This is a genomic window from Streptomyces sp. ATexAB-D23 (genome assembly GCF_000373645.1).
Lineage (GTDB): Bacteria > Actinomycetota > Actinomycetes > Streptomycetales > Streptomycetaceae > Streptomyces > Streptomyces castrisilvae.
In genome coordinates, this window is the sequence record NZ_KB892024.1 from 390851 (window position 1) to 408146 (window position 17296).

At 72.7% G+C, this 17296-nt stretch carries 19 protein-coding genes; 14 read left to right on the forward strand and 5 right to left on the reverse strand.

The annotated features are described in order from the left end of the window. Positions 1-89: 89 nt before the first annotated feature. The gene (locus B082_RS39250; RefSeq protein ID WP_018554066.1) at positions 90-227 is read right to left on the reverse strand and encodes a hypothetical protein; all 138 of its coding nucleotides are present in this window, start codon (positions 225-227) and stop codon (positions 90-92) included. A gap of 144 nt (positions 228-371) precedes the next feature. Between B082_RS39250 and serS the strand changes: the two genes are divergently transcribed. Continuing rightward, positions 372-1664, forward strand: coding sequence for a serine--tRNA ligase (gene serS, locus B082_RS0122485; RefSeq protein ID WP_018554067.1), 1293 nt, complete (start codon positions 372-374; stop codon positions 1662-1664). An 83-nt stretch (positions 1665-1747) separates the two neighbouring features. Here serS and B082_RS39255 read toward each other — a convergent pair whose 3' ends face one another. Both B082_RS39255 and B082_RS0122495 read right to left on the reverse strand, forming a co-directional pair. Further along, a complete protein-coding gene (locus B082_RS39255; protein WP_026250077.1) occupies positions 1748-2992 on the reverse strand; it encodes a hypothetical protein in 1245 nt (414 codons plus the stop codon). Positions 2993-3064: 72 nt separating this feature from the next. Continuing rightward, a complete protein-coding gene (locus tag B082_RS0122495; protein ID WP_018554069.1) occupies positions 3065-3574 on the reverse strand; it encodes a SigE family RNA polymerase sigma factor in 510 nt (169 codons plus the stop codon). 242 nt (positions 3575-3816) lie between these two features. Here B082_RS0122495 and B082_RS39970 point away from each other — a divergent pair, with 242 nt between their 5' ends. The 5 genes from B082_RS39970 to B082_RS0122525 all read left to right on the forward strand — a co-directional run bounded on the left by B082_RS39970 (position 3817) and on the right by B082_RS0122525 (position 7220). Continuing rightward, positions 3817-4011, forward strand: a complete 195-nt coding sequence (locus B082_RS39970; RefSeq protein ID WP_018554070.1) for a hypothetical protein — start codon at positions 3817-3819, stop codon at positions 4009-4011. Then, on the forward strand, positions 4008-5726 hold the full coding sequence (locus tag B082_RS0122505) for a SulP family inorganic anion transporter (protein WP_018554071.1): 1719 nt from the start codon (positions 4008-4010) through the stop codon (positions 5724-5726). The genes B082_RS39970 and B082_RS0122505 overlap by 4 nt, the downstream gene beginning before the upstream one ends. A gap of 79 nt (positions 5727-5805) precedes the next feature. Next, positions 5806-6234 carry an ATP-binding protein gene (locus B082_RS0122515; protein ID WP_018554072.1) on the forward strand — a complete coding sequence of 143 codons (429 nt, stop codon included), beginning with the start codon at positions 5806-5808 and terminating at the stop codon, positions 6232-6234. A 78-nt stretch (positions 6235-6312) separates the two neighbouring features. Then, on the forward strand, positions 6313-6690 hold the full coding sequence (locus B082_RS0122520) for a zinc ribbon domain-containing protein YjdM (RefSeq protein WP_018554073.1): 378 nt from the start codon (positions 6313-6315) through the stop codon (positions 6688-6690). Positions 6691-6851: 161 nt separating this feature from the next. After that, positions 6852-7220 carry an ArsR/SmtB family transcription factor gene (locus B082_RS0122525; RefSeq protein WP_018554074.1) on the forward strand — a complete coding sequence of 123 codons (369 nt, stop codon included), beginning with the start codon at positions 6852-6854 and terminating at the stop codon, positions 7218-7220. Positions 7221-7266: 46 nt separating this feature from the next. Here the strand turns inward: B082_RS0122525 and B082_RS0122530 are convergent, their stop codons facing one another. Further along, positions 7267-7479 (reverse strand): DUF6126 family protein, encoded by a 213-nt coding sequence (locus tag B082_RS0122530; protein WP_018554075.1) that lies wholly within the window; start codon positions 7477-7479, stop codon positions 7267-7269. Continuing rightward, the gene (locus B082_RS0122535) at positions 7476-7823 is read right to left on the reverse strand and encodes an ArsR/SmtB family transcription factor (protein ID WP_026250079.1); all 348 of its coding nucleotides are present in this window, start codon (positions 7821-7823) and stop codon (positions 7476-7478) included. Before B082_RS0122535 ends, B082_RS0122530 begins: the two co-directional genes overlap by 4 nt. A gap of 321 nt (positions 7824-8144) precedes the next feature. On the opposite strand from B082_RS0122535, the gene B082_RS0122540 reads away from it, so the two are divergent. The 8 genes from B082_RS0122540 (at position 8145) to sbnA (ending at position 17241) form a co-directional block, all read left to right on the forward strand. Then, positions 8145-9101 (forward strand): ABC transporter ATP-binding protein, encoded by a 957-nt coding sequence (locus B082_RS0122540; RefSeq protein ID WP_051094659.1) that lies wholly within the window; start codon positions 8145-8147, stop codon positions 9099-9101. Continuing rightward, positions 9098-9889 (forward strand): ABC transporter permease, encoded by a 792-nt coding sequence (locus tag B082_RS0122545; RefSeq protein WP_018554078.1) that lies wholly within the window; start codon positions 9098-9100, stop codon positions 9887-9889. The genes B082_RS0122540 and B082_RS0122545 overlap by 4 nt, the downstream gene beginning before the upstream one ends. An 84-nt stretch (positions 9890-9973) precedes the next feature. Further along, positions 9974-10924 carry an ACP S-malonyltransferase gene (locus B082_RS0122550; RefSeq protein ID WP_018554079.1) on the forward strand — a complete coding sequence of 317 codons (951 nt, stop codon included), beginning with the start codon at positions 9974-9976 and terminating at the stop codon, positions 10922-10924. Further along, positions 10911-12458: a class I adenylate-forming enzyme family protein gene (locus B082_RS36425; protein WP_018554080.1), complete on the forward strand. Its 1548-nt coding sequence runs from the start codon at positions 10911-10913 to the stop codon at positions 12456-12458. Before B082_RS0122550 ends, B082_RS36425 begins: the two co-directional genes overlap by 14 nt. Next, positions 12439-12693: a phosphopantetheine-binding protein gene (locus tag B082_RS0122560; protein ID WP_018554081.1), complete on the forward strand. Its 255-nt coding sequence runs from the start codon at positions 12439-12441 to the stop codon at positions 12691-12693. The genes B082_RS36425 and B082_RS0122560 overlap by 20 nt, the downstream gene beginning before the upstream one ends. 5 nt (positions 12694-12698) lie before the next feature. Further along, on the forward strand, positions 12699-13931 hold the full coding sequence (locus B082_RS36430; RefSeq protein WP_106435520.1) for a PLP-dependent aminotransferase family protein: 1233 nt from the start codon (positions 12699-12701) through the stop codon (positions 13929-13931). Next, positions 13928-16231: a lantibiotic dehydratase gene (locus tag B082_RS0122570; protein WP_018554083.1), complete on the forward strand. Its 2304-nt coding sequence runs from the start codon at positions 13928-13930 to the stop codon at positions 16229-16231. Before B082_RS36430 ends, B082_RS0122570 begins: the two co-directional genes overlap by 4 nt. Beyond that, complete coding sequence (gene sbnA, locus B082_RS0122575; protein WP_018554084.1) at positions 16228-17241, forward strand: 2,3-diaminopropionate biosynthesis protein SbnA; 1014 nt, start codon at positions 16228-16230, stop codon at positions 17239-17241. Before B082_RS0122570 ends, sbnA begins: the two co-directional genes overlap by 4 nt. The last annotated feature ends 55 nt before the right edge of the window (positions 17242-17296 follow it).

The following is a 17296-nucleotide window of genomic DNA, read 5'->3' on the forward strand; positions in this document are numbered from 1 at the left end:
GGGAGGCGACGGCCAGCACAACCACCGCCGACGGACCGGTTTGCAGCCGTTTGCCGCTGTGCCGGTCACCCTCGGCCGGCGACGGGCGTTCAGGCCCGCACGGCTGTCCGGTCCGTCACCGCCTCCGTGGCCGGGCCCGTGGCCGGCTCGGTGGCCGGTGCCCGGCGGGTGGTGCGGCGGTCGGCTTGCGCGAGGTGGGCGATCACATGCGAGTGGAAGCGGTCCACGGCGTTGTCGACACTCCGAATGCGCCCCGCACGCGTCGGGTGTTCCCGGCCCGTTGATATTCGGGACCGCGCGTGGTGCGGCGATTGCTACCGTCGGTTCCGCAACCCACCGACCCCACTCGCCGGAACAGAAGGATCTCCCTGATGCATGATGCCCGCGCCCTGATTGACATGGGTGCCGAAGCGGTTCGTCGGCTCGCTCGTCGCGGTTACTCGCTGGACCTGGCCGCGCTGGAGGACCTCCAGTCCCGGCGGAACCAGAACATCCGCTCGGCCGACGAGCTGCGGGCGGAGTCGAAGCGGGTGGCCGGCGAGGTCCAGCAGACGGCCAGGCAGGGCGGTGACATCACCAAGCTGAAGGAGCGGGCCCGCGAGCTGAAGGACGAGATCCGGGCGATCGAGGCCGGGCAGGAGCAGGTGCAGGAGCAGCTGCGCGACCTCCTCCTCAGCATCCCGAACCTTCCGTCCGACGCGGCCCCGGACGGCTCCACCGACGAGGACGCGGTCGAGGTCAGGCGTGTGGGCACGCCGCCCGTGTTCTCCTTCGAGCCGAAGGACCACGTCGACATCGGCGAGGCCACCGGCATCCTCGACTTCGCTCGGGCGACCAAGCTGTCCGGCCCCCGCTTCGCCGTCACGCGCGGCGCGGGCGCGGCCCTGGAACGCGCCCTGGCGACCCTCTTCCTCGACCTGCACACCCGCCGCCACGGGTACGTCGAGCACGCCGTCCCGTACCTGGTCACCCGCAGGACCATGACCGGCACCGGACAGCTCCCGAAGTTCGAGGAGGACCTGTTCAGGACGGGTGTGGCCGACCGCGAGCTGTTCCTGATCCCCACGGCCGAGGTCCCGCTGACCAACCTCTACGCGGACGAGATCATCCCGCCCGCCGAACTGCCCCTGGCCCTCACCGCGCACACCCCGTGCTTCCGGTCCGAGGCCGGCTCGTACGGCCGGGACACCCGGGGGCTGATCCGGCAGCACCAGTTCTCCAAGGTCGAGATGGTGCGGATCGTCGACCCGGAGCAGGCCGGCGCCGAGCTGGAGAGCATGGTCGGGCACGCCGAGGCCTGCCTGAAGGAACTCGGCCTCGCCTACCGCGTCGTCACCCTGGCGGCCGGCGACACGGGCTTCTCCGCCCGCCTGACGTACGACATCGAGGTCTGGATCCCGAGCCAGAACACCTACCGCGAGATCTCCTCGGTCTCCGACTTCGGCACCTTCCAGGCCCGCCGCGCCAACATCCGCACCCGGGGCGAGGACGGCAAGCCCAAGCTCGTCGCCACCCTCAACGGCTCCGGCCTCCCCATCGGCCGTACCCTGGCCGCCCTCCTGGAGCAGTGCCAGCAGGAGGACGGCTCCCTGGTCCTGCCGGAGGCCCTGGCGCCGTACCTCGGCTTCCGCCGTATCGCCGCCGACGGGACACCGGAGGCGTAACGCGGTGTACGGAGCAGGCCGCAGAGCCTGCTCCGTACACCGGAGGCGGCCGTGCCCCGTACGCCGGGGCGCGGCCTACCCGCTCAGTTGCTCAGCCACACCTCGCTCGTGGCGATCTTCTCCAGCTCGGCGAGGGTCAGGGCGGGGGCCTCGCGGGTGGCGGCCTCGCTCTGGCTCGCCGCGTTGAAGGCGGAGATCACCACGCGCAGACCGTCGGGGCGGACCGTGTCGACCTCCGACACCACCACGCCGGCGCCGCCCTTCTCGCCCGGCCCCTGCCGGGTGGAGACCCTCGTACCGTCGGGCAGGACCTTCACGTCGGCGCCGGAGACGTCGCTCGCCTCCATCCCCGGCTGGACGTTGATCTGCACGAAGCTCCTGCCCCGGCCGTCGTCGACCACGAGGTACGCGTACTCCGTCTCCTGCTTCCCGGAGGCCTTCACCGACAGGCGCCCGGGGAGCTGCGCGGTCAGCTTGCTCAGGATCTTGTCGCCGCTCATGCCCTGCGGGGGCTGCGCCTGAGGCGGCTCATCGGGCTCGGGCAGGGCCCGCAGGACCGGCAGCCACGCGTCGGCCCGCACCAGGGTCTTCAGCCGGTCCAGGGACAGCGGCGGGGTGGACCGGCTGACCGGCTCGCCCTTCTCCGCGGGCGCGTTCCACTCGTACACCGAGATCCGGTAGCCCTCGGGCGTCAGCAGGTCCGCGTACCACCACTTGGTCTCCTCGCGGCGGTCCGGGTACTCCCAGCCCTTGAACAGCACGAGGCGCGAGCCGTCGTCCAGCGAGGTGGCGGAGCAGGACTCGAACCGCGTCAGGTTCTTGTCGGGGCAGACCATGTCGCCCTCCTGCGGCTCCCGGCCGGGGTACTGCCGTTCGAGGTTCACCGAAACGGCGGCCTTCCCGTGCCCGTCGTCGTACACGACGGAGGCGCCCGCGCGCTCCTCGGGCGGGACGGAGCCGCCGTCCCCCTGCTCGCTGAGCTTCGCCTCGGGCAGCAGCCCCTCAAGGGCCCCGAACACCTTGTTCCTGGCGGAGGACCCCCCGGACGCCTTCGTCTGCGTGCCGACGGCCACCTTGTCGCCGTCGTCCTTCGAGGCGCCGATCCCCCCGGTGACGTACGACCCGCCGAGCCCGATCAGGGCCAGCGCCGCGACGCTTCCGCTCACCATCGCGCCGCGCCGCATCACGCGCCGGCGCCGCCCGCGCACGACCCCGCCGTCCACAAGGGGCCGGCCCGTCGGGGAGAAACCCTCCCCGGTCTGCTTCATCGCCTCGACGAGCCCGTCCTCGAAGGCGTCCCGGTCCTGCTGAGCCCTGTTTTCGGACATGCCGACCACCACCACCGTCCTGTTTGAAGAGTGAGAAAAGAGTGAAGAGCGACGAAAGGCGCGAGGGCGTACTCAGCGCGCCGTCAGTTCACCGATGCTGCTGCCGAGTTGCTCACGGAGCCGGGCGAGCGCCCGGGTGCTGCGCGTGCGTACGGCCGCCGAGCTGACGTGCAGCGCGTCCGCGGTCTCGGTCACCGACCGGTCCTCCCAGTAACGGAGCACGATCACGGCCCGGTCCTTGGGCGGCAGCCCCCGCAGCGCGTCGAGAAGCGTCATGCGCAGCGCCGAGTCCCCCGAGTCCCGGTCCGCCCGGTCCGGCAGCGTGTCACTCGGCCGTTCCCCCGCGGACCTGCGCCGCCTGTGCCCGAGGTAGCACCGTACGAGCACGGTCTGCGCGTACGCCGCGGGATTGCCGAGCCGTGTCACGCGCCCCCACACCGCGTACATCCGCCCGAGCGTGTCCTGCACCAGGTCCTCGGCGAAGTGCGTGTCCCCGCCGGTCAGCAGACACGCCGAACGAAACAGCGGCCCCATGCGTGCCTCCGCGAACTCGCGGAAGACACCCTCCTCGGACTGCCTCATCCGCCACCCCCTTTCACCACACCCTTCTAGATGCGGCGGCGGCCGGGAAATGTTTCATCCCGGCCGCGGTCCGGCGTGAACCGGGACGCGGGGCGGGACGCCGGGGCGGTGCAACGAATCTGCGAATTGCGAAATTCGGCAATTCATTACATGCTGCTGGCACGGCTGTGCCGCGGTCGTGCGGGACCCGCGGGCGCGGCGCCGAGTGAAGCCCGCGTCCGACGGGGTGGCGAAGGGGGTCCGTGATCGTGCCGGTTGTGCTGTGTCAGGCCGAGGCCGAGTTCTTCCGGATGCTTGGGCGCCCCGTGCGGATACGGGTCGCGGGGCGGTCCCGGGCGGACCGGACGCCGGTCCGTGACGTACCGGCGGCGCGGCGGAACGAGTGGTCCGCCGGCCTGTTCCCCGAACTGCGGGAAGCCGAGGTCTCGGTCCGGTGAACGTGCTGCTCGCCCGGTCCTGGGGCCGGGTGCGGTCCCTGCTGCCCGCCCGCGCGGACTTCGCCGTCATGGCCCGCAACCCGCGCCGCGACCTGCTCGCCGGCCTCACCGTGGCGATCGTGGCGCTGCCGCTCGCGCTCGGCTTCGGGGTCTCCTCCGGCCTGGGCGCCGAGGCAGGACTGGCGACCGCCGTCGTGGCCGGTGCGCTCGCGGCGCTCTTCGGCGGCTCCAACCTCCAGGTGTCCGGGCCGACCGGCGCGATGACGGTGGTGCTGGTGCCGATCGTCGCGCGGTACGGGCCGGGCGGGGTGCTGACGGTCGGGCTGATGGCTGGTGTGCTGCTCATCGCGCTGGCCCTGCTGAAGGCCGGCCGGTACATGCGGTACATCCCGGCGCCCGTGGTGGAGGGCTTCACCCTCGGCATCGCGTGCGTGATCGGCCTGCAACAGGTCCCGAACGCCCTCGGGGTCGCCGGACCCGAGGGCGAGGCGGTCCTGGCGGTGACCTGGCGGGCCGTGGCGGAGTTCGTACGGACCCCGAACTGGACCGCGGCGGCCCTGGCCCTCTCCGTGGCGGCCGTGATGCTGCTCGGGACCCGATGGCGGCCCACCGTCCCGTTCTCGATCGTCGGCGTCGTCGCCGCGACGCTGGCCGCCCAGCTCTTCCACCTGGACGCGGCGCCCCCGATCGGCGACCTGCCGTCCGGGCTGCCCGCGCCGTCGCTCGGCTTCCTCGACCTGTCCGCGCTGGGCTCGCTGCTCGCCCCGGCCGTGGCGGTCGCCGCGCTCGCGGCCCTGGAGTCGCTGCTTTCGGCCACGGTCGCGGACGGCATGACGGTGGGCCAGAAGCACGACCCGGACAAGGAGCTGTTCGGGCAGGGCATCGCCAACCTGGCCGCCCCGCTGTTCGGCGGTGTGCCCGCCACCGCGGCCATCGCCCGTACCGCCGTCAACGTGCGCAGCGGCGCGGGCTCCCGCCTGGCCTCCCTGACCCACGCCGCCGTCCTCGCGGCGATCGTGTTCGCCGCCGCCCCGCTCGTCTCGAAGATCCCGCTGGCCGCGCTCGCCGGGGTGCTGCTGGCCACCGCGATCCGCATGGTCGAGGTCGGCGCGCTGCGGGCGATGGTCCGGGCGACCCGCTCGGACGCGATCGTGCTGGTGCTGACCGCCGTGGCCACGCTCGCCCTCGACCTCGTCCACGCGGTCGTCATCGGCCTGGCCGTCGCCGGCGCCCTGGCGCTGCGGGCGGTCGCCCGCCACGCGCGCATGGACCAGGTCGACTTCACGGCCGACCTGCCGGGCGAGCACAGCGAGGAGGAGCACGCGCTGCTGGCCGAGCACATCGTCGCCTACCGCATCGACGGTCCGGTGTTCTTCGCCGGCGCCCACCGCTTCCTCCTGGAGCTGTCCGAGGTCGCCGACGTCCGCGTGGTGATCCTGCGGATGTCCCGGATCACGACGATGGACGCCACCGGGGCCCTGGTCCTCAAGGACGCCGTGGAGAAGCTGAACCGGCGGGGCATCGCCGTACTGACCTCCGGGATCCGCCCCGGCCAGCGGCGCGCCCTCGCATCGGTCGGCGCGCTGGACCTGCTGCGCCGGGAGGGCCGCGAGTACGCCACCACCCCGGAGGCGATCGCCGGCGCCCGCGCCCACCTCCACCGGGCCGGGCTCCTCCCCGCCGCCCCCGCTCCCGTCGACGAAGAGGTTCCCTGATGCCCACCCTCGTTCCCCGCCGTACGACCGGGCTGCCCGGCACCGGGGTGCCGCGGCCGCTCGACACCGGGGCCGCCCGGTGAGCGGCGCGCGACGCGAGGCTCTCCCGCTGCGGCACGTACTGACCCTGCCCACGCTGGGCTCGGCGGTACGGATCGCGCGTGAGACCACCGAACAGGTCTTGGCCGAGTGGGGCGTCAGCAGGCTTCACCCCACGATCGGTCCGGCGCTGCTGATCCTGTCCGAGCTGGTCACCAACAGCGTCCGGCATGCCGCCGTGCTGTCGCCGAACGTGACCGTGATCTACGCGGCCGGCCCGGACACGTTCGCGTTCGCCGTGCACGACCGGCACCCGTACCAGCCCCCGCTCTTCTCGACGATCACGCATACGAGCGGCGGGGGTCTGGGCACCGTCCTGGAACTCACCCTCGGCCTCGGCGGCACCGCCGTCACCCGGGGCGACGCGGACGGCAAGGGGAAGAGCATCTGGATCACCCTCCCGCTGTGAGCGGTCCGCGCACCGGGCCGGGACAGCAGCCGCGACAGACCAATGAACCGCACACGAACGATCGAGCAAGGAATCACCATGGCCGACATCAGTGACGTGAACGAGACTCCGCCGCCGTGCCCGGAGTGCTCCGGCGTGTACACCTACGAGATGGGCGCGCTCCTGGTCTGCCCCGAGTGCGGCCACGAGTGGTCGGCCGCCACGTCCGCCGAACCCGCGGGCGGTGCGGGGGACGACGGGGTGATCCGGGACGCGGTGGGTAACGTACTCGCCGACGGTGACACGGTCACGGTGACCAGGACCCTGAAGGTCAAGGGCAGCCCGAGCGGTATCAAGGCCGGCACCAAGGTGCGCAACATCCGGCTGGTGGACGGTGTGGACGGGCACGACATCGACTGCAGGGTCGAGGGGTTCGGCCCCATGCAGCTGAAGTCGAGCGTGGTCAGGAAGGCCTGACCGGACGTGGCGATTCCCGGGGGCACGGCCTCGGCGCGGGGGCGCGATGATGTCCCCATGGTGAAGAGTTCTGAGGGGGATGTGATGCGCGGTACCCGCACGCCCACGACCGTCCGGCGACCGGGCCGGCCGGCGGTCCGGCGCGGAGCGGGGGCCGGCCGGTGAGCGCCCCGCTGTACCAGCTGAAGGCGGAGTTCTTCAAAACCCTCGGCCACCCCGTCCGCATCCGCGTACTGGAACTCCTCAGCCTGCGCGAGCACGCCGTCTCCGAGATGCTGTCCGAGATCGGCGTCGAAGCGGCCCATCTCTCCCAGCAGCTCGCCGTCCTGCGCCGGGCCAACCTGGTCGTCCCACGCCGCGAGGGCTCCGCCGTCTACTACCGGCTGACCAATCCGCAGGTGGCGGAGTTGCTGCGGGTGGCGCGGACCATCCTGTCCGGTGTGCTGTCGGGCCAGGCCGAACTGCTGGCCGACCTCCGGGCCGCCGAACCCGGCACCGCGCCCGAGCGGCACGGGCCGTCACCCCGGTGAACGGCGGCGGGGACCCTGTCCCGCCCGCCCGTCGCCCGTGTGTCGGCTACTTGTCGGCGTGCTGGCCCACGTAGAACAGCAACCAGACGAATGCCGCGAAGAGATGCGTGCCGAAGATGTAGATGGACGCCCGCAGGATGACGCCCTTCTCCTTCCACGCCTCGGTCTCCCGCCCCCGGTCCTGGGAGGCGGCCGAATCCTGACCGTCGTCGCTCACGGTGAGCCCTTCGTCGTCGTTCTTCCGGTGCCCCCGCGTCACGGCGCGGACGTTTCGATGCCGGAACCGTGCAGATGGGCCAACAGGTCCTGCTGCCCCGCCAGCATCACCGTCAGAACCTTCCGGGCGGCCCGCATCAGCTCGGCCACGTCCCCGCCCGCCAGCTGGTACACGACGGTGGAACTCTCCCGGGTGGAGGACACGATCCCGGAGCGGCGCAGAACCGCGAGCTGCTGGGAGAGGTTCGAGGGCTCGATCCCGATCGCGGCGAGCAGGTCACGCACCGGCATGGGCCCGTCCTGAAGCAGCTCCAGCACCCGGATTCGGACCGGATGCCCGAGCATCCGGAAGAACTCCGCCTTCGCCTGGTACAGAGGCACTGCCACCGCGCTCACGCCCACCTCGTCTTCATCCCACCCAGTTGGTCAACTCGGCAACTGACGAATTGCAGAACTCGTCAAGTCTAGACGAAGCGGCTCGCCGAACCGCTCGCACGGTTCGGCGTAGCGCTCGACGGTGATGGCGGCGCCCCGGATGTCCGTTACGTACGTGTCCCGGGCGCCTCCCGCCGCCGGCGGTCCGAGCGGCTATCCGGTGTCTCCGCGTCCCGATAGCGGCCGGATAGAACGGCGGGCAGGGGCGGATAGGCGGTCCGGGAAGAGTGGCCTCTGCCAGGCCGCCCCCGCCCAGATCGTGAGGACTCGAAGATGATCCAAACCCGACCGCGCCCGGTGCCCGAGGAGGTGACGTCCTCGGATGCCGTAAGGCTCAGCTCTGTCGTGAAGCGGTTCACCGATTCCAAGGGAGAGCGGTTCACCGCCGTCGACGGCATCGACTTGCGCATCCGGCGGGGTGAGATCGTGGCCTTCCTCGGACCGAACGGCGCAGGCAAGACGACCACCATCGACATGCTTCTCGGGCTGACGCGGCCCGACGAGGGCTCGGTGCGGCTGTTCGGACGCGAACCCCGGCAGGCGGTGCGTTCCGGGCAGGTCGCCGCGGTCCTCCAGACGGGCGGGCTGCTGCCCGACCTGAGCGTCGAGGCCACCGTACGGATGCTGGGCTCGCTGCACCCCCGCGCCGACATCGACGCGGTGCTGTCCCGGGCCGGACTCGACCAGCTGCGCCGCCGCCGCGTCGCGGAGTGCTCCGGCGGCGAGCAGCAGCGGCTGCGGTTCGCCCTCGCCCTGCTCTCCGGGCCCGAGCTGCTGGTCCTCGACGAGCCGACGGCCGGCATGGACGTCGTCGCCCGCCGGGACTTCTGGGCCACGGTCCGTGAGGACGCGGAGCACGGCATGACGGTCATGTTCGCCACCCACTACATGGAGGAAGCGGACCGGTTCGCCGACCGGGTGGTGATGATCGACAGCGGCCGTGTCGTCGTCGACGGTCAGGTGTCCGACGTGCGGTCCGCCCTCAGCGGGCGCACCGTGTCGGCGCGGATCGCCGAGCAGAGCGCGGCCGCCCTCGCCCAGTCCCCGCTGGTCCGCTCGTGCGAGCCGCGCGGCGGGCGGTACCACTTCGACACCACCGACTCCGACGCACTGCTGCGCCTGCTGATCGAGCAGACATCCGCCACCGACATCGAGGTCACCCCGCGCAGCCTCGAAGAGGCCTTCATGACCCTCACCCACCACAGCCGTACCGAAGGGGGCACCCGATGAGCTCCGCCTCGGCCACCCACGAGGTGCGGACCTCGCCGTTCAGCGGCGTCAACCCCGTCTTCATCGGCTACGAACTGCGCCGCCGCTTCAACCGGCAGACCACGATCTTCACGCTGCTGCTGCCGGCCGTCCTCTATCTGGCGCTGTTCCGTACCGAACCCGACAACGCCACCCTCCCGCACGGCAACTTCGCCGCCTGGATGATGACCGGCATCGCCGTGTACGGAGCGGCGACCGCGGCGGTCAGCTCGGCGGCCACCATCTCCGTGGAGAAGGCGTCCGGCTGGATGCGCACCATGGCGCTCAGCCCGCTCGCGCCTCCCGGCTACCTCTTCGTCAAGGTGCTGTCCTCCGTGATCATGGCGGCGGTGCCGGTGGCCGTCGTGGGGGTGCTCGGTGTGTTCACCGGGGTGGAGGCCACGTCCACGGTGTGGGTGACGTCCCTGCTGGTCGCCTGGCTCGGCGCGGCCGTCTTCGCCGCCCTCGGCATCACGCTGGGGCTCGCTCTCAAGCCCGACACCGTGATGCACATGCCGGGCCTGACCATGACCGCGCTCGCCTTCCTCGGCAACCTCTTCATCCCGCTCTCCGGCACCATGCTGGAGATCTCCCGCTACTCGCCGATGTTCGGCGTCTCCACGCTCGCCCGCTACAGCCTGACCGAGGGCTACTCGTTCAGCGGTGAGCACTCCAGCCTCGCGATGGCGGCCGTCAACACCGTCGCCTGGTTCGCGGCCTTCTCCTTCATGGCCGTACGCCGCTTCCGCAAGAGCACCGGCCGCAACTGAGACCCGCGCCGGCACCGCCCCGCACGGCACGACACCGGGCCCCGCACCGGTCAACGACAGCTCTACGAAAGGAGATTCGAACTCATGTACGCATTCGTTGTACCGGGGCAGGGCTCCCAGACCCCGGGCATGCTGGCCGGCTGGCTGCGCGACCCGGTGTACGCCGAGCGGCTGCGCGCCTGGTCCGAGGCCGCCGATGTGGACCTCGTGCACCTCGGCGGCAAGGCGCCGGCCGCGGAGATCGCCCGTACCGAGAACACCCAGCCGCTGCTGGTCGCCGCCGGGCTGCTCGCCCATGAGGCGCTCAGCATGGCCGAGCCGGACGGCCCGCTGGTGGCCGCCGGGCACTCGGTCGGGGAACTGGCCGCCGCGGTGTACGCCGGAGCGCTCACCCCCGCCGACGCCGTGCGGCTGGCCGCGGTGCGCGGCCGGGCGATGGCAGCGGCCTGTGCCGAGGTCCCCACCTCGATGGCGGCCGTGGTCGGCGGCGAGGAGGCCGACGTACTCGAACGCATCGGCGAACTCGGCCTGCACGCGGCCACGTTCAACGGCCCGGGACAGATCGTCGCGGCCGGGACCACGGAGGACCTGGAGCGGCTCGTCGCCGCCCCGCCGCGCTCCGCCACGGTCAAACCGCTCCAGGTCGCCGGCGCCTTCCACACCCCGTACATGGAGTCCGCCCGCCGGGCCGTCGCCGAGGCGGCCGAGCGGACCCCGTTCCGGCGGCCGACCGGGGCCCTCCTGTCGAACGCCGACGGTTCGGTCGTCCGCGAACCGGACGACATCCGCCGCCGCCTGGCCGAGCAGGTGGTCAAGCCGGTGCGCTGGGACCTGTGCATGGAGTCGCTCGGCCGGATCGCACCCGAGGTGACGGTCTGTCTGCCGCCCGCCCGCACCCTCGCGGGCATCTTCAAGCGCCGGCTTCCCGCGCTGGCCGTCGTCTGCGTCACCACCCCCCGCGACCTCGACAAGGCGCGCACCCGGATCGGTGCCGCCGTCGCCTGGAAGGAGGACCTCGTCCATGCCGGTGTCTGAGCTGTTCGCCCGCGCCCGCGCCGAGCGCCCCGGGCACCTCGCCCTCGTCGACGCCACAGGACCACTGACCTACGCCGAGCTGGGCACCGAGACCGACCGGGCCGCCGGCTGGCTGCGCGGTCAGGGAGTGGGCCCGGGTGAGCGCGTCGTCTACGCCGGTGGCGGCGACCGCACCTTCCTCGCCCTCCTGTGGGCCGCGCTCCGCATCGGAGCGGTGTTCGTACCGGTGCACCCCGACCTCACGGACAGCCAGATCGACCACATCGTGCGGGACTGCACGGCCGCTCTCGCCGTCTGCCCGCCCGGCGCGGGTGGCTCCGCCCGGAAGACCGTGGAGGTGGAGCGGGCCGCGCGGGAGATCGAGCGCACGCCCGCCGACCACACCGCCGCCGAGGTCGCCGAGGACGCCGTCGCCCTGCTGATCTACACCTCCGGCACCACCGGCCGCCCCAAGGGCGTCGTCTGCCCGCACCGGCAGATCCTCGCCGCGGTCCGCGCCGTCAACGCGGGGCTCGGCTACCGCGCCGACGACGTGGTGCTGTGCCGGCTGCCGCTCTCCTTCGACTACGGCCTCTACCAGGCCCTGCTGTGCACGCTGGCCGGCTCGGCCCTGGTGCTCACCAGCCGGGGCGGCGACGTCGGGCTGATCCGGGCGATCGAGCGCCACGGCGTCACCGTCATCCCGCTGGTGCCCTCGCTCGCGCAGATCCTCGGCCTGTTGCAGAAGAAACTGCGCCGGGCCACCAGGGTCCGGCTGTTCACCAACACCGGTGCCCGGCCCAGCCCCGCCGTGATGCGCGAACTGCTCGACGCCTTCCCTGGCTCCGTGTTCGCCTCGATGTACGGGATGACCGAGTGCAAGCGCATCTCGGTCCTGGACCCGGCGCTCTACGAACGGCATCCCGACTCGGTGGGCCGCGCCATCCCCGGAGTCCAGGTACGGATAGCCGGCCCGGACGGGGACACCCTGCCGCCGGGCGAGGTCGGCGAGATCGTCGTCCGGGGCGAGACCGTGATGGCCGGGTACTGGGGCGTGCCGCTGGAGCGGCAGAGCCGGTACGTGCGCCGTGACGACGGCTCCCTGGAGCTGCGCACCGGCGATCAGGGCCGGCTCGACGCCGACGGCCTGCTGTACTTCGTCGGCCGCGACGACGACGTGATCAAACGGCGCGGTGTGCGCATGGGCCTGTCGGAGATCGAGCTCGCCGCCGAGCGCATCCCCGGCGTGTACGCCGCCGTCGCCCCGCGCCCCGCGGACGAGAACGCCCCGCTGCTGCTCGCCGTGCAGACGGATCTCGCCCCGCACGAGGTCCGCGCGGCTCTCGTCCACCGGCTGGACCCGGCCCGTCGCCCCGACGGAATCGTCCCGCTCGACACCATGCCGCTGACCGCCAACGGCAAGCCCGACCGCGCCGCCGTCGCCCGGATGCTCCACGCCGGGGCCGGCACCGCGCCCTCCGCAGCCGCTCCCACGGCTGCCACCACCGTCCCCGCCGCACTCACAGGGAGCTCCCATGGACCAGTCGCAGTTTGACCAGCTCGTAGAAGAGATATGCGCCGTGCAGGTCACCAGCTCCGAGGTGCCGCTCGTGGACCTCGGTGTGGACTCGCTCCACACCGTCGCCCTGGTGATGGCGGTCGAGGACAGATTCGACATCGAGCTGGACCCCGACGCGCTCGCCGACCTCTCGCTCACCTCGTCGGCCGGCCTGCTCGGGCTCGTGCACGAGCAGCTGGCGAGCGGCGCGAACGCGTTGTCGGGGAGCTGACCGCCATGTGGACCGATGTAAGACCCTCGCCCGAGATGCCGCAGCTCTTCGAACGGGGCGGTGACCTGATCTCGTTCGCCGGCGGCCTGCCGGACCTCGACCTGCTGCCCCTGAAGGAACTCTCCGAGCAGTTCGCCCGGCTGACGCGGATCGGCGGCCGGATCGCGCTCCAGTACAGCACCCCGCACGTGGCCAAGGCCCTCGTCCCCGCCATCACCGACCTGATGGCCCGCGAGGGCGGCAGCACCGGCGCCGCGAACCTGGTGCCCACCGCCGGATCGCAGATGGGGCTGCTGGCCCTCGGTCTCGGCCTCGCCTCACCGGGGGAGACCGTACTGTGCCAGACCCCCGCCTACCCGGGCGCGGCCACCGCCTTCCGTACGGCGGGACTGCGGCTGCACGGGGCCCCCGAGGACGCCGAAGGGCTCGACCCGCGGGGGCTGCGGGAGACCGTGGCCCGGCTGCGGGCCGACGGGCAGCAGGTACGGATGCTGTACTGCAACCCGACCTTCCAGAACCCCACGGGCGCCACCCTGTCCGTCGAGCGCCGCCACCAACTGGCGGACACGGCAAGGGAACTGGGCCTGCTGATCGTCGAGGACAACCCCTACGGGCTGCTCGGCTTCGACGGCACCACGGTCCCCGTCCTCCAGGGCATCGACCCGGAGAACGTCGTCTACCTCGGCACCTTCTCCAAGGTCTTCGCCCCCGGGCTGCGCTGCGGCTGGATCGCCGCGCCCGAGCCGGTCGCGGAGCGGCTGCGCCGTACGACCGAGGTGATGGCGCTGTCGCCGTCGGCGTTCGCCCAGGCCGCGCTCGCCGCGTTCCACGCCCGCGGTGGCTGGGACAGCCTGATCGACGCCTACCGCGAGCGCTACCGGGAGCGGTGCGGCCTGATGGCCGACGCGCTGGAGGCGGAGCTGGGGACCGGGGGCCCCTGGCGGTGGCAGCGGCCTGAAGGCGGCTTCTACCTGTGGCTGCGGCACGAGGGCGGCGCCGACACCGGCCGCTTCGCGCACGCCGCGGCCGAGCGGGGCGTCTCCTTCGTCCCCGGCAGCCACTTCGGGCTCGACGGGGAGTGCGGCGACAGGCTGCGGCTCTGCTTCAGCAACGTCCCGCGCAAGCGCATCCCCGAGGGCGTCGCCCGGCTCGCCGCGGCGCTGCGAGGCGCGGAGGCCGGCACCAGAACCGCCGCCGGCGCGGACCTCGACGCGGACCCCGGGAGGCGGGCCGCGTGACCAGCACCCGTGAAGCGCTGCGCGAGCACGACTGGGCCGACTTCCGGCCCACCCGGCGCCTCGGCGACAGCGAGTGGCACATGTGGGGCGTCGGACTGCTGCGCAGCGCGGGCTTCCCCGCCTCGGGGCTCGACCTGCTCGGCGGGCCGGCGGCCGCCGCCGCGGCCGACCGGGGGGACACGGACGCCTTCACCGCCGCCTACCTCGCCGACAGCGCGGCCGAAACGCGCCGCCTGGCCGTCCTCGCCGGTGACGAGAAGGTCCGCACGGCCATCGCCTGGCAGAACCGCACCGTCTACCGCGTTCTCGACGCGCTCGCCGCCGGCACGGGCAAGGAGTCCAAGCGCAAGCAGCGGGAGCGCACCCTGGCCATGTACTGGCTGCGCTACTGCGCCAAGGCCGAGACCATCGGCTTCTTCGGCCCGGCCGCCTGGATGTCCGTCGGGCGCGCGCCCGGGGGCCTCGCGGTGGACCACGGCGAGCGGCTGGTCGCGCGCAGCCGTACGTACTTCGAACGCTGGGCACTGGCCGCTGTCGCGGACTGGATGGTCGCCCAGCCCGGCGCCCGCTGGTGGTTCCCGCCGCTGCCGCGCCCCGACGTCCACCTCGACGGCGACCGGCTGCTGCTGCCGGGCGGACGCGTGACGCGGCTGCGCCCGGAGGACCGGCAGGTCCTCCGCCACGCGGACGGGGAGCGCAACGGTGCGGCGATCACCGAGGCCCTGGTCCGCGAGGACGGCTGGGACGCCGAGGGGGCACGCCCCCGCGTCGAGAAGATCCTGACCCGGCTGCTCAAGCAGCGCGTGCTGACCTGGGACGCCAACATCCCGGTCGACGTGCGCGCCGAGCGGATACTGCGCCGGCGGGTCGCCGCCGTCGCCGACCCCGAGCTGTTCGTCCGCTTCGAGACCGTCCTCACCGGACTCGACCGGCACCGCGAGGCCATCGACGCCGCCACCGGCTCCGACGAACTCGCCGCACGCCTGGATGAGTTGGACGCCTACTTCGTACGGACGACCGGACTCGACGCGTCCCGCGACGAGGGCAAGGCGTACGCCGGCCGCACCCTCTGCTACCAGGACGCGGTGCGCGACTGCCGGGTCGAGGTCGGCACCGGCTTCCTGGACGGGATCGCCCGGCCGCTGGCCCTGGTGGCCGACGCGGCGGACTGGTTCGGCAACCGCCTGGTGGAGCTGGTCGAGGCGGAGATGGCCGGGTTCGTCCGGGCTGCCGCGCGGCGCCGCTCCCCGGTCACCCTCGCCGACGTGTGGCCACAGGTGCTCGGCCTGTTCTGGGGCGGCGACGCCGCCCGGCCGGTGCACACCGCGACGACGGAACTCGCCCGCAAGTGGCGTGAGGTCCTCGACCTCGATCCGGCCGGCACGGAGCCGGTCGCGCTGCGGGTGGACGACATCGAGCGGCGGGCGCGCGCCGTCTTCGCCACCGGACCCGTCCGCTCGCCCCATCTCGCCCTGCACAGCCCCGACCTCCAGGTGGTCCAGGGGCCGGACGGGGACCTGACCGTCGTCCTCGGCGAACTGCACGCCTGCCTCGCCACCTGCGACCTGCCGTTCCTCGACTGGACCAGTGACGCCGGCTCCCTGCGCGACAAGGTGAACGCGGCGATCGGCGCGCCCCGCCTGGTGCCGCTGCTCCCGGTCGACTGGAAGCGCAACAGCGGCCGGATGGTGCCCGCGCCCATCGGCGAGGGCGACCGGCTCATCGGGTTCACCCGGGCGCCGTTCGACGACCGGTCCCGGATCGACCCGGCCGCCGCGACCACCCTGGCCGAGCGGGACGGCACGGTCACCGCCACCACGCCCGACGGGCGCGAGTGGAGCATGGCCGAACTGCTCGCCGTCCCGGTGTCGATCATCGCCGCGGACGCCTTCAAGATCGGGCTCGACCAGCCGCACGCCCCGCGCGTCAGCCTCGACGGGCTCGTCCTGTTCCGGGAGACCTGGCGGGTGCCGGCCGGGGAGATCCTGCTCGCCGCCAAGCCCGACCGGGCGGGCGACTACCTGGCCGTACGGCGCTGGCTGCGCGCGGGCGGGCTGCCCGACCAGGCCTTCGTGAAGTTCCCCCAGGAGACCAAGCCGTCCCTGGTCGACTTCACCAGCCCCACCCTCGTGCTCTCCTTCGCCAACCTCGTCCGCCGTACCCGGCGCCTCGACGAGGACGCCACCGTGATCCTCAGCGAGCCGCTGCCGCATCCCCGGGACTCCTGGCTCACGGGGGCCGAGGGCGAGCGCTACGTCAGCGAACTCCGGCTCCAGATCAGCAGAAAGGTACCGGAATGACCGTGGCCCCCTCCGACGCGACGGCCCGCGCCGCCACCGCGGCCCGTCCTCGCGATCCGGACATCATCGCGACGATCGGCGCCACCCCGCTGGTCGCCCTCGACCGTCTCTTCCCGCCCACGCTCTTCCAGGTCTACGGCAAGTGCGAGCGGTTCAACCCGGGCGGCTCCATCAAGGACCGCGCCGCCCGCTCCATGATCGAACACGCCCTGTCCACCGGGGTGCTGATGCCGGGCATCTCCACCGTCGTGGAGTCCTCGTCCGGCAACCTGGGCATCGCCCTGGCGCAGCTCTGCAACTTCTACCGGCTCGACCTGATCTGCGTCGCCGACCCGCGCACCACCGCCCAGAACACCGCGATCATGCGGGCGTACGGGGCGACGGTCGAGATCGTGGACCGCGACCCGGAGACCGGCGAGTACCTGCCGTCCCGGATCAGGCGGGTGCGGGAACTCCTGAACACCGTGCCCGACGCCTACTGGCCCAACCAGTACGGCAACGAGTACAACGCCCTTGCCCATCAGCACACCATGCGCGAGATCCACGAAGCGCTGTCACAGGCTCCCGACTACCTCTTCCTGGCCGCCGGCACCACCGGCACGCTGCGCGGCTGCGCCGAGTACATCGCCGCCGAGGACCTGCCCACCCAGGTGGTGGCGGTGGACGCGGTGGGCAGCGTGATCTTCGGCCCGCCCGAGTCCTGGGAGCGCCGGCACCGCCGCACCATCCCCGGGCACGGCGCGGCGGTGGTCCCTGCGCTGCTGCGCCCCGGTCTCGCGGACCGGGTGGTGAAGGTGACCGACCTGGACTGCGTGCGCGGCTGCCGCACCCTGCTGGCGAAGGAGTCGATCCTCGCCGGCGGTTCGTCCGGCGCCGTCATATCCGCGCTGATGGACGCCTCCTCCTGGATCACGCCGGGTGCCACCTGCGTCGCGATCCTTCCCGACGGGGGCGACCGCTACCTCGACACGATCTACAGCGACTCCTGGGTCGAGTCCCGGTTCGGCTGACCGCCCCGCCCGCGACGCGTCACGCGTCCCCCAGCCCGTCTTCCAACCCATCTTC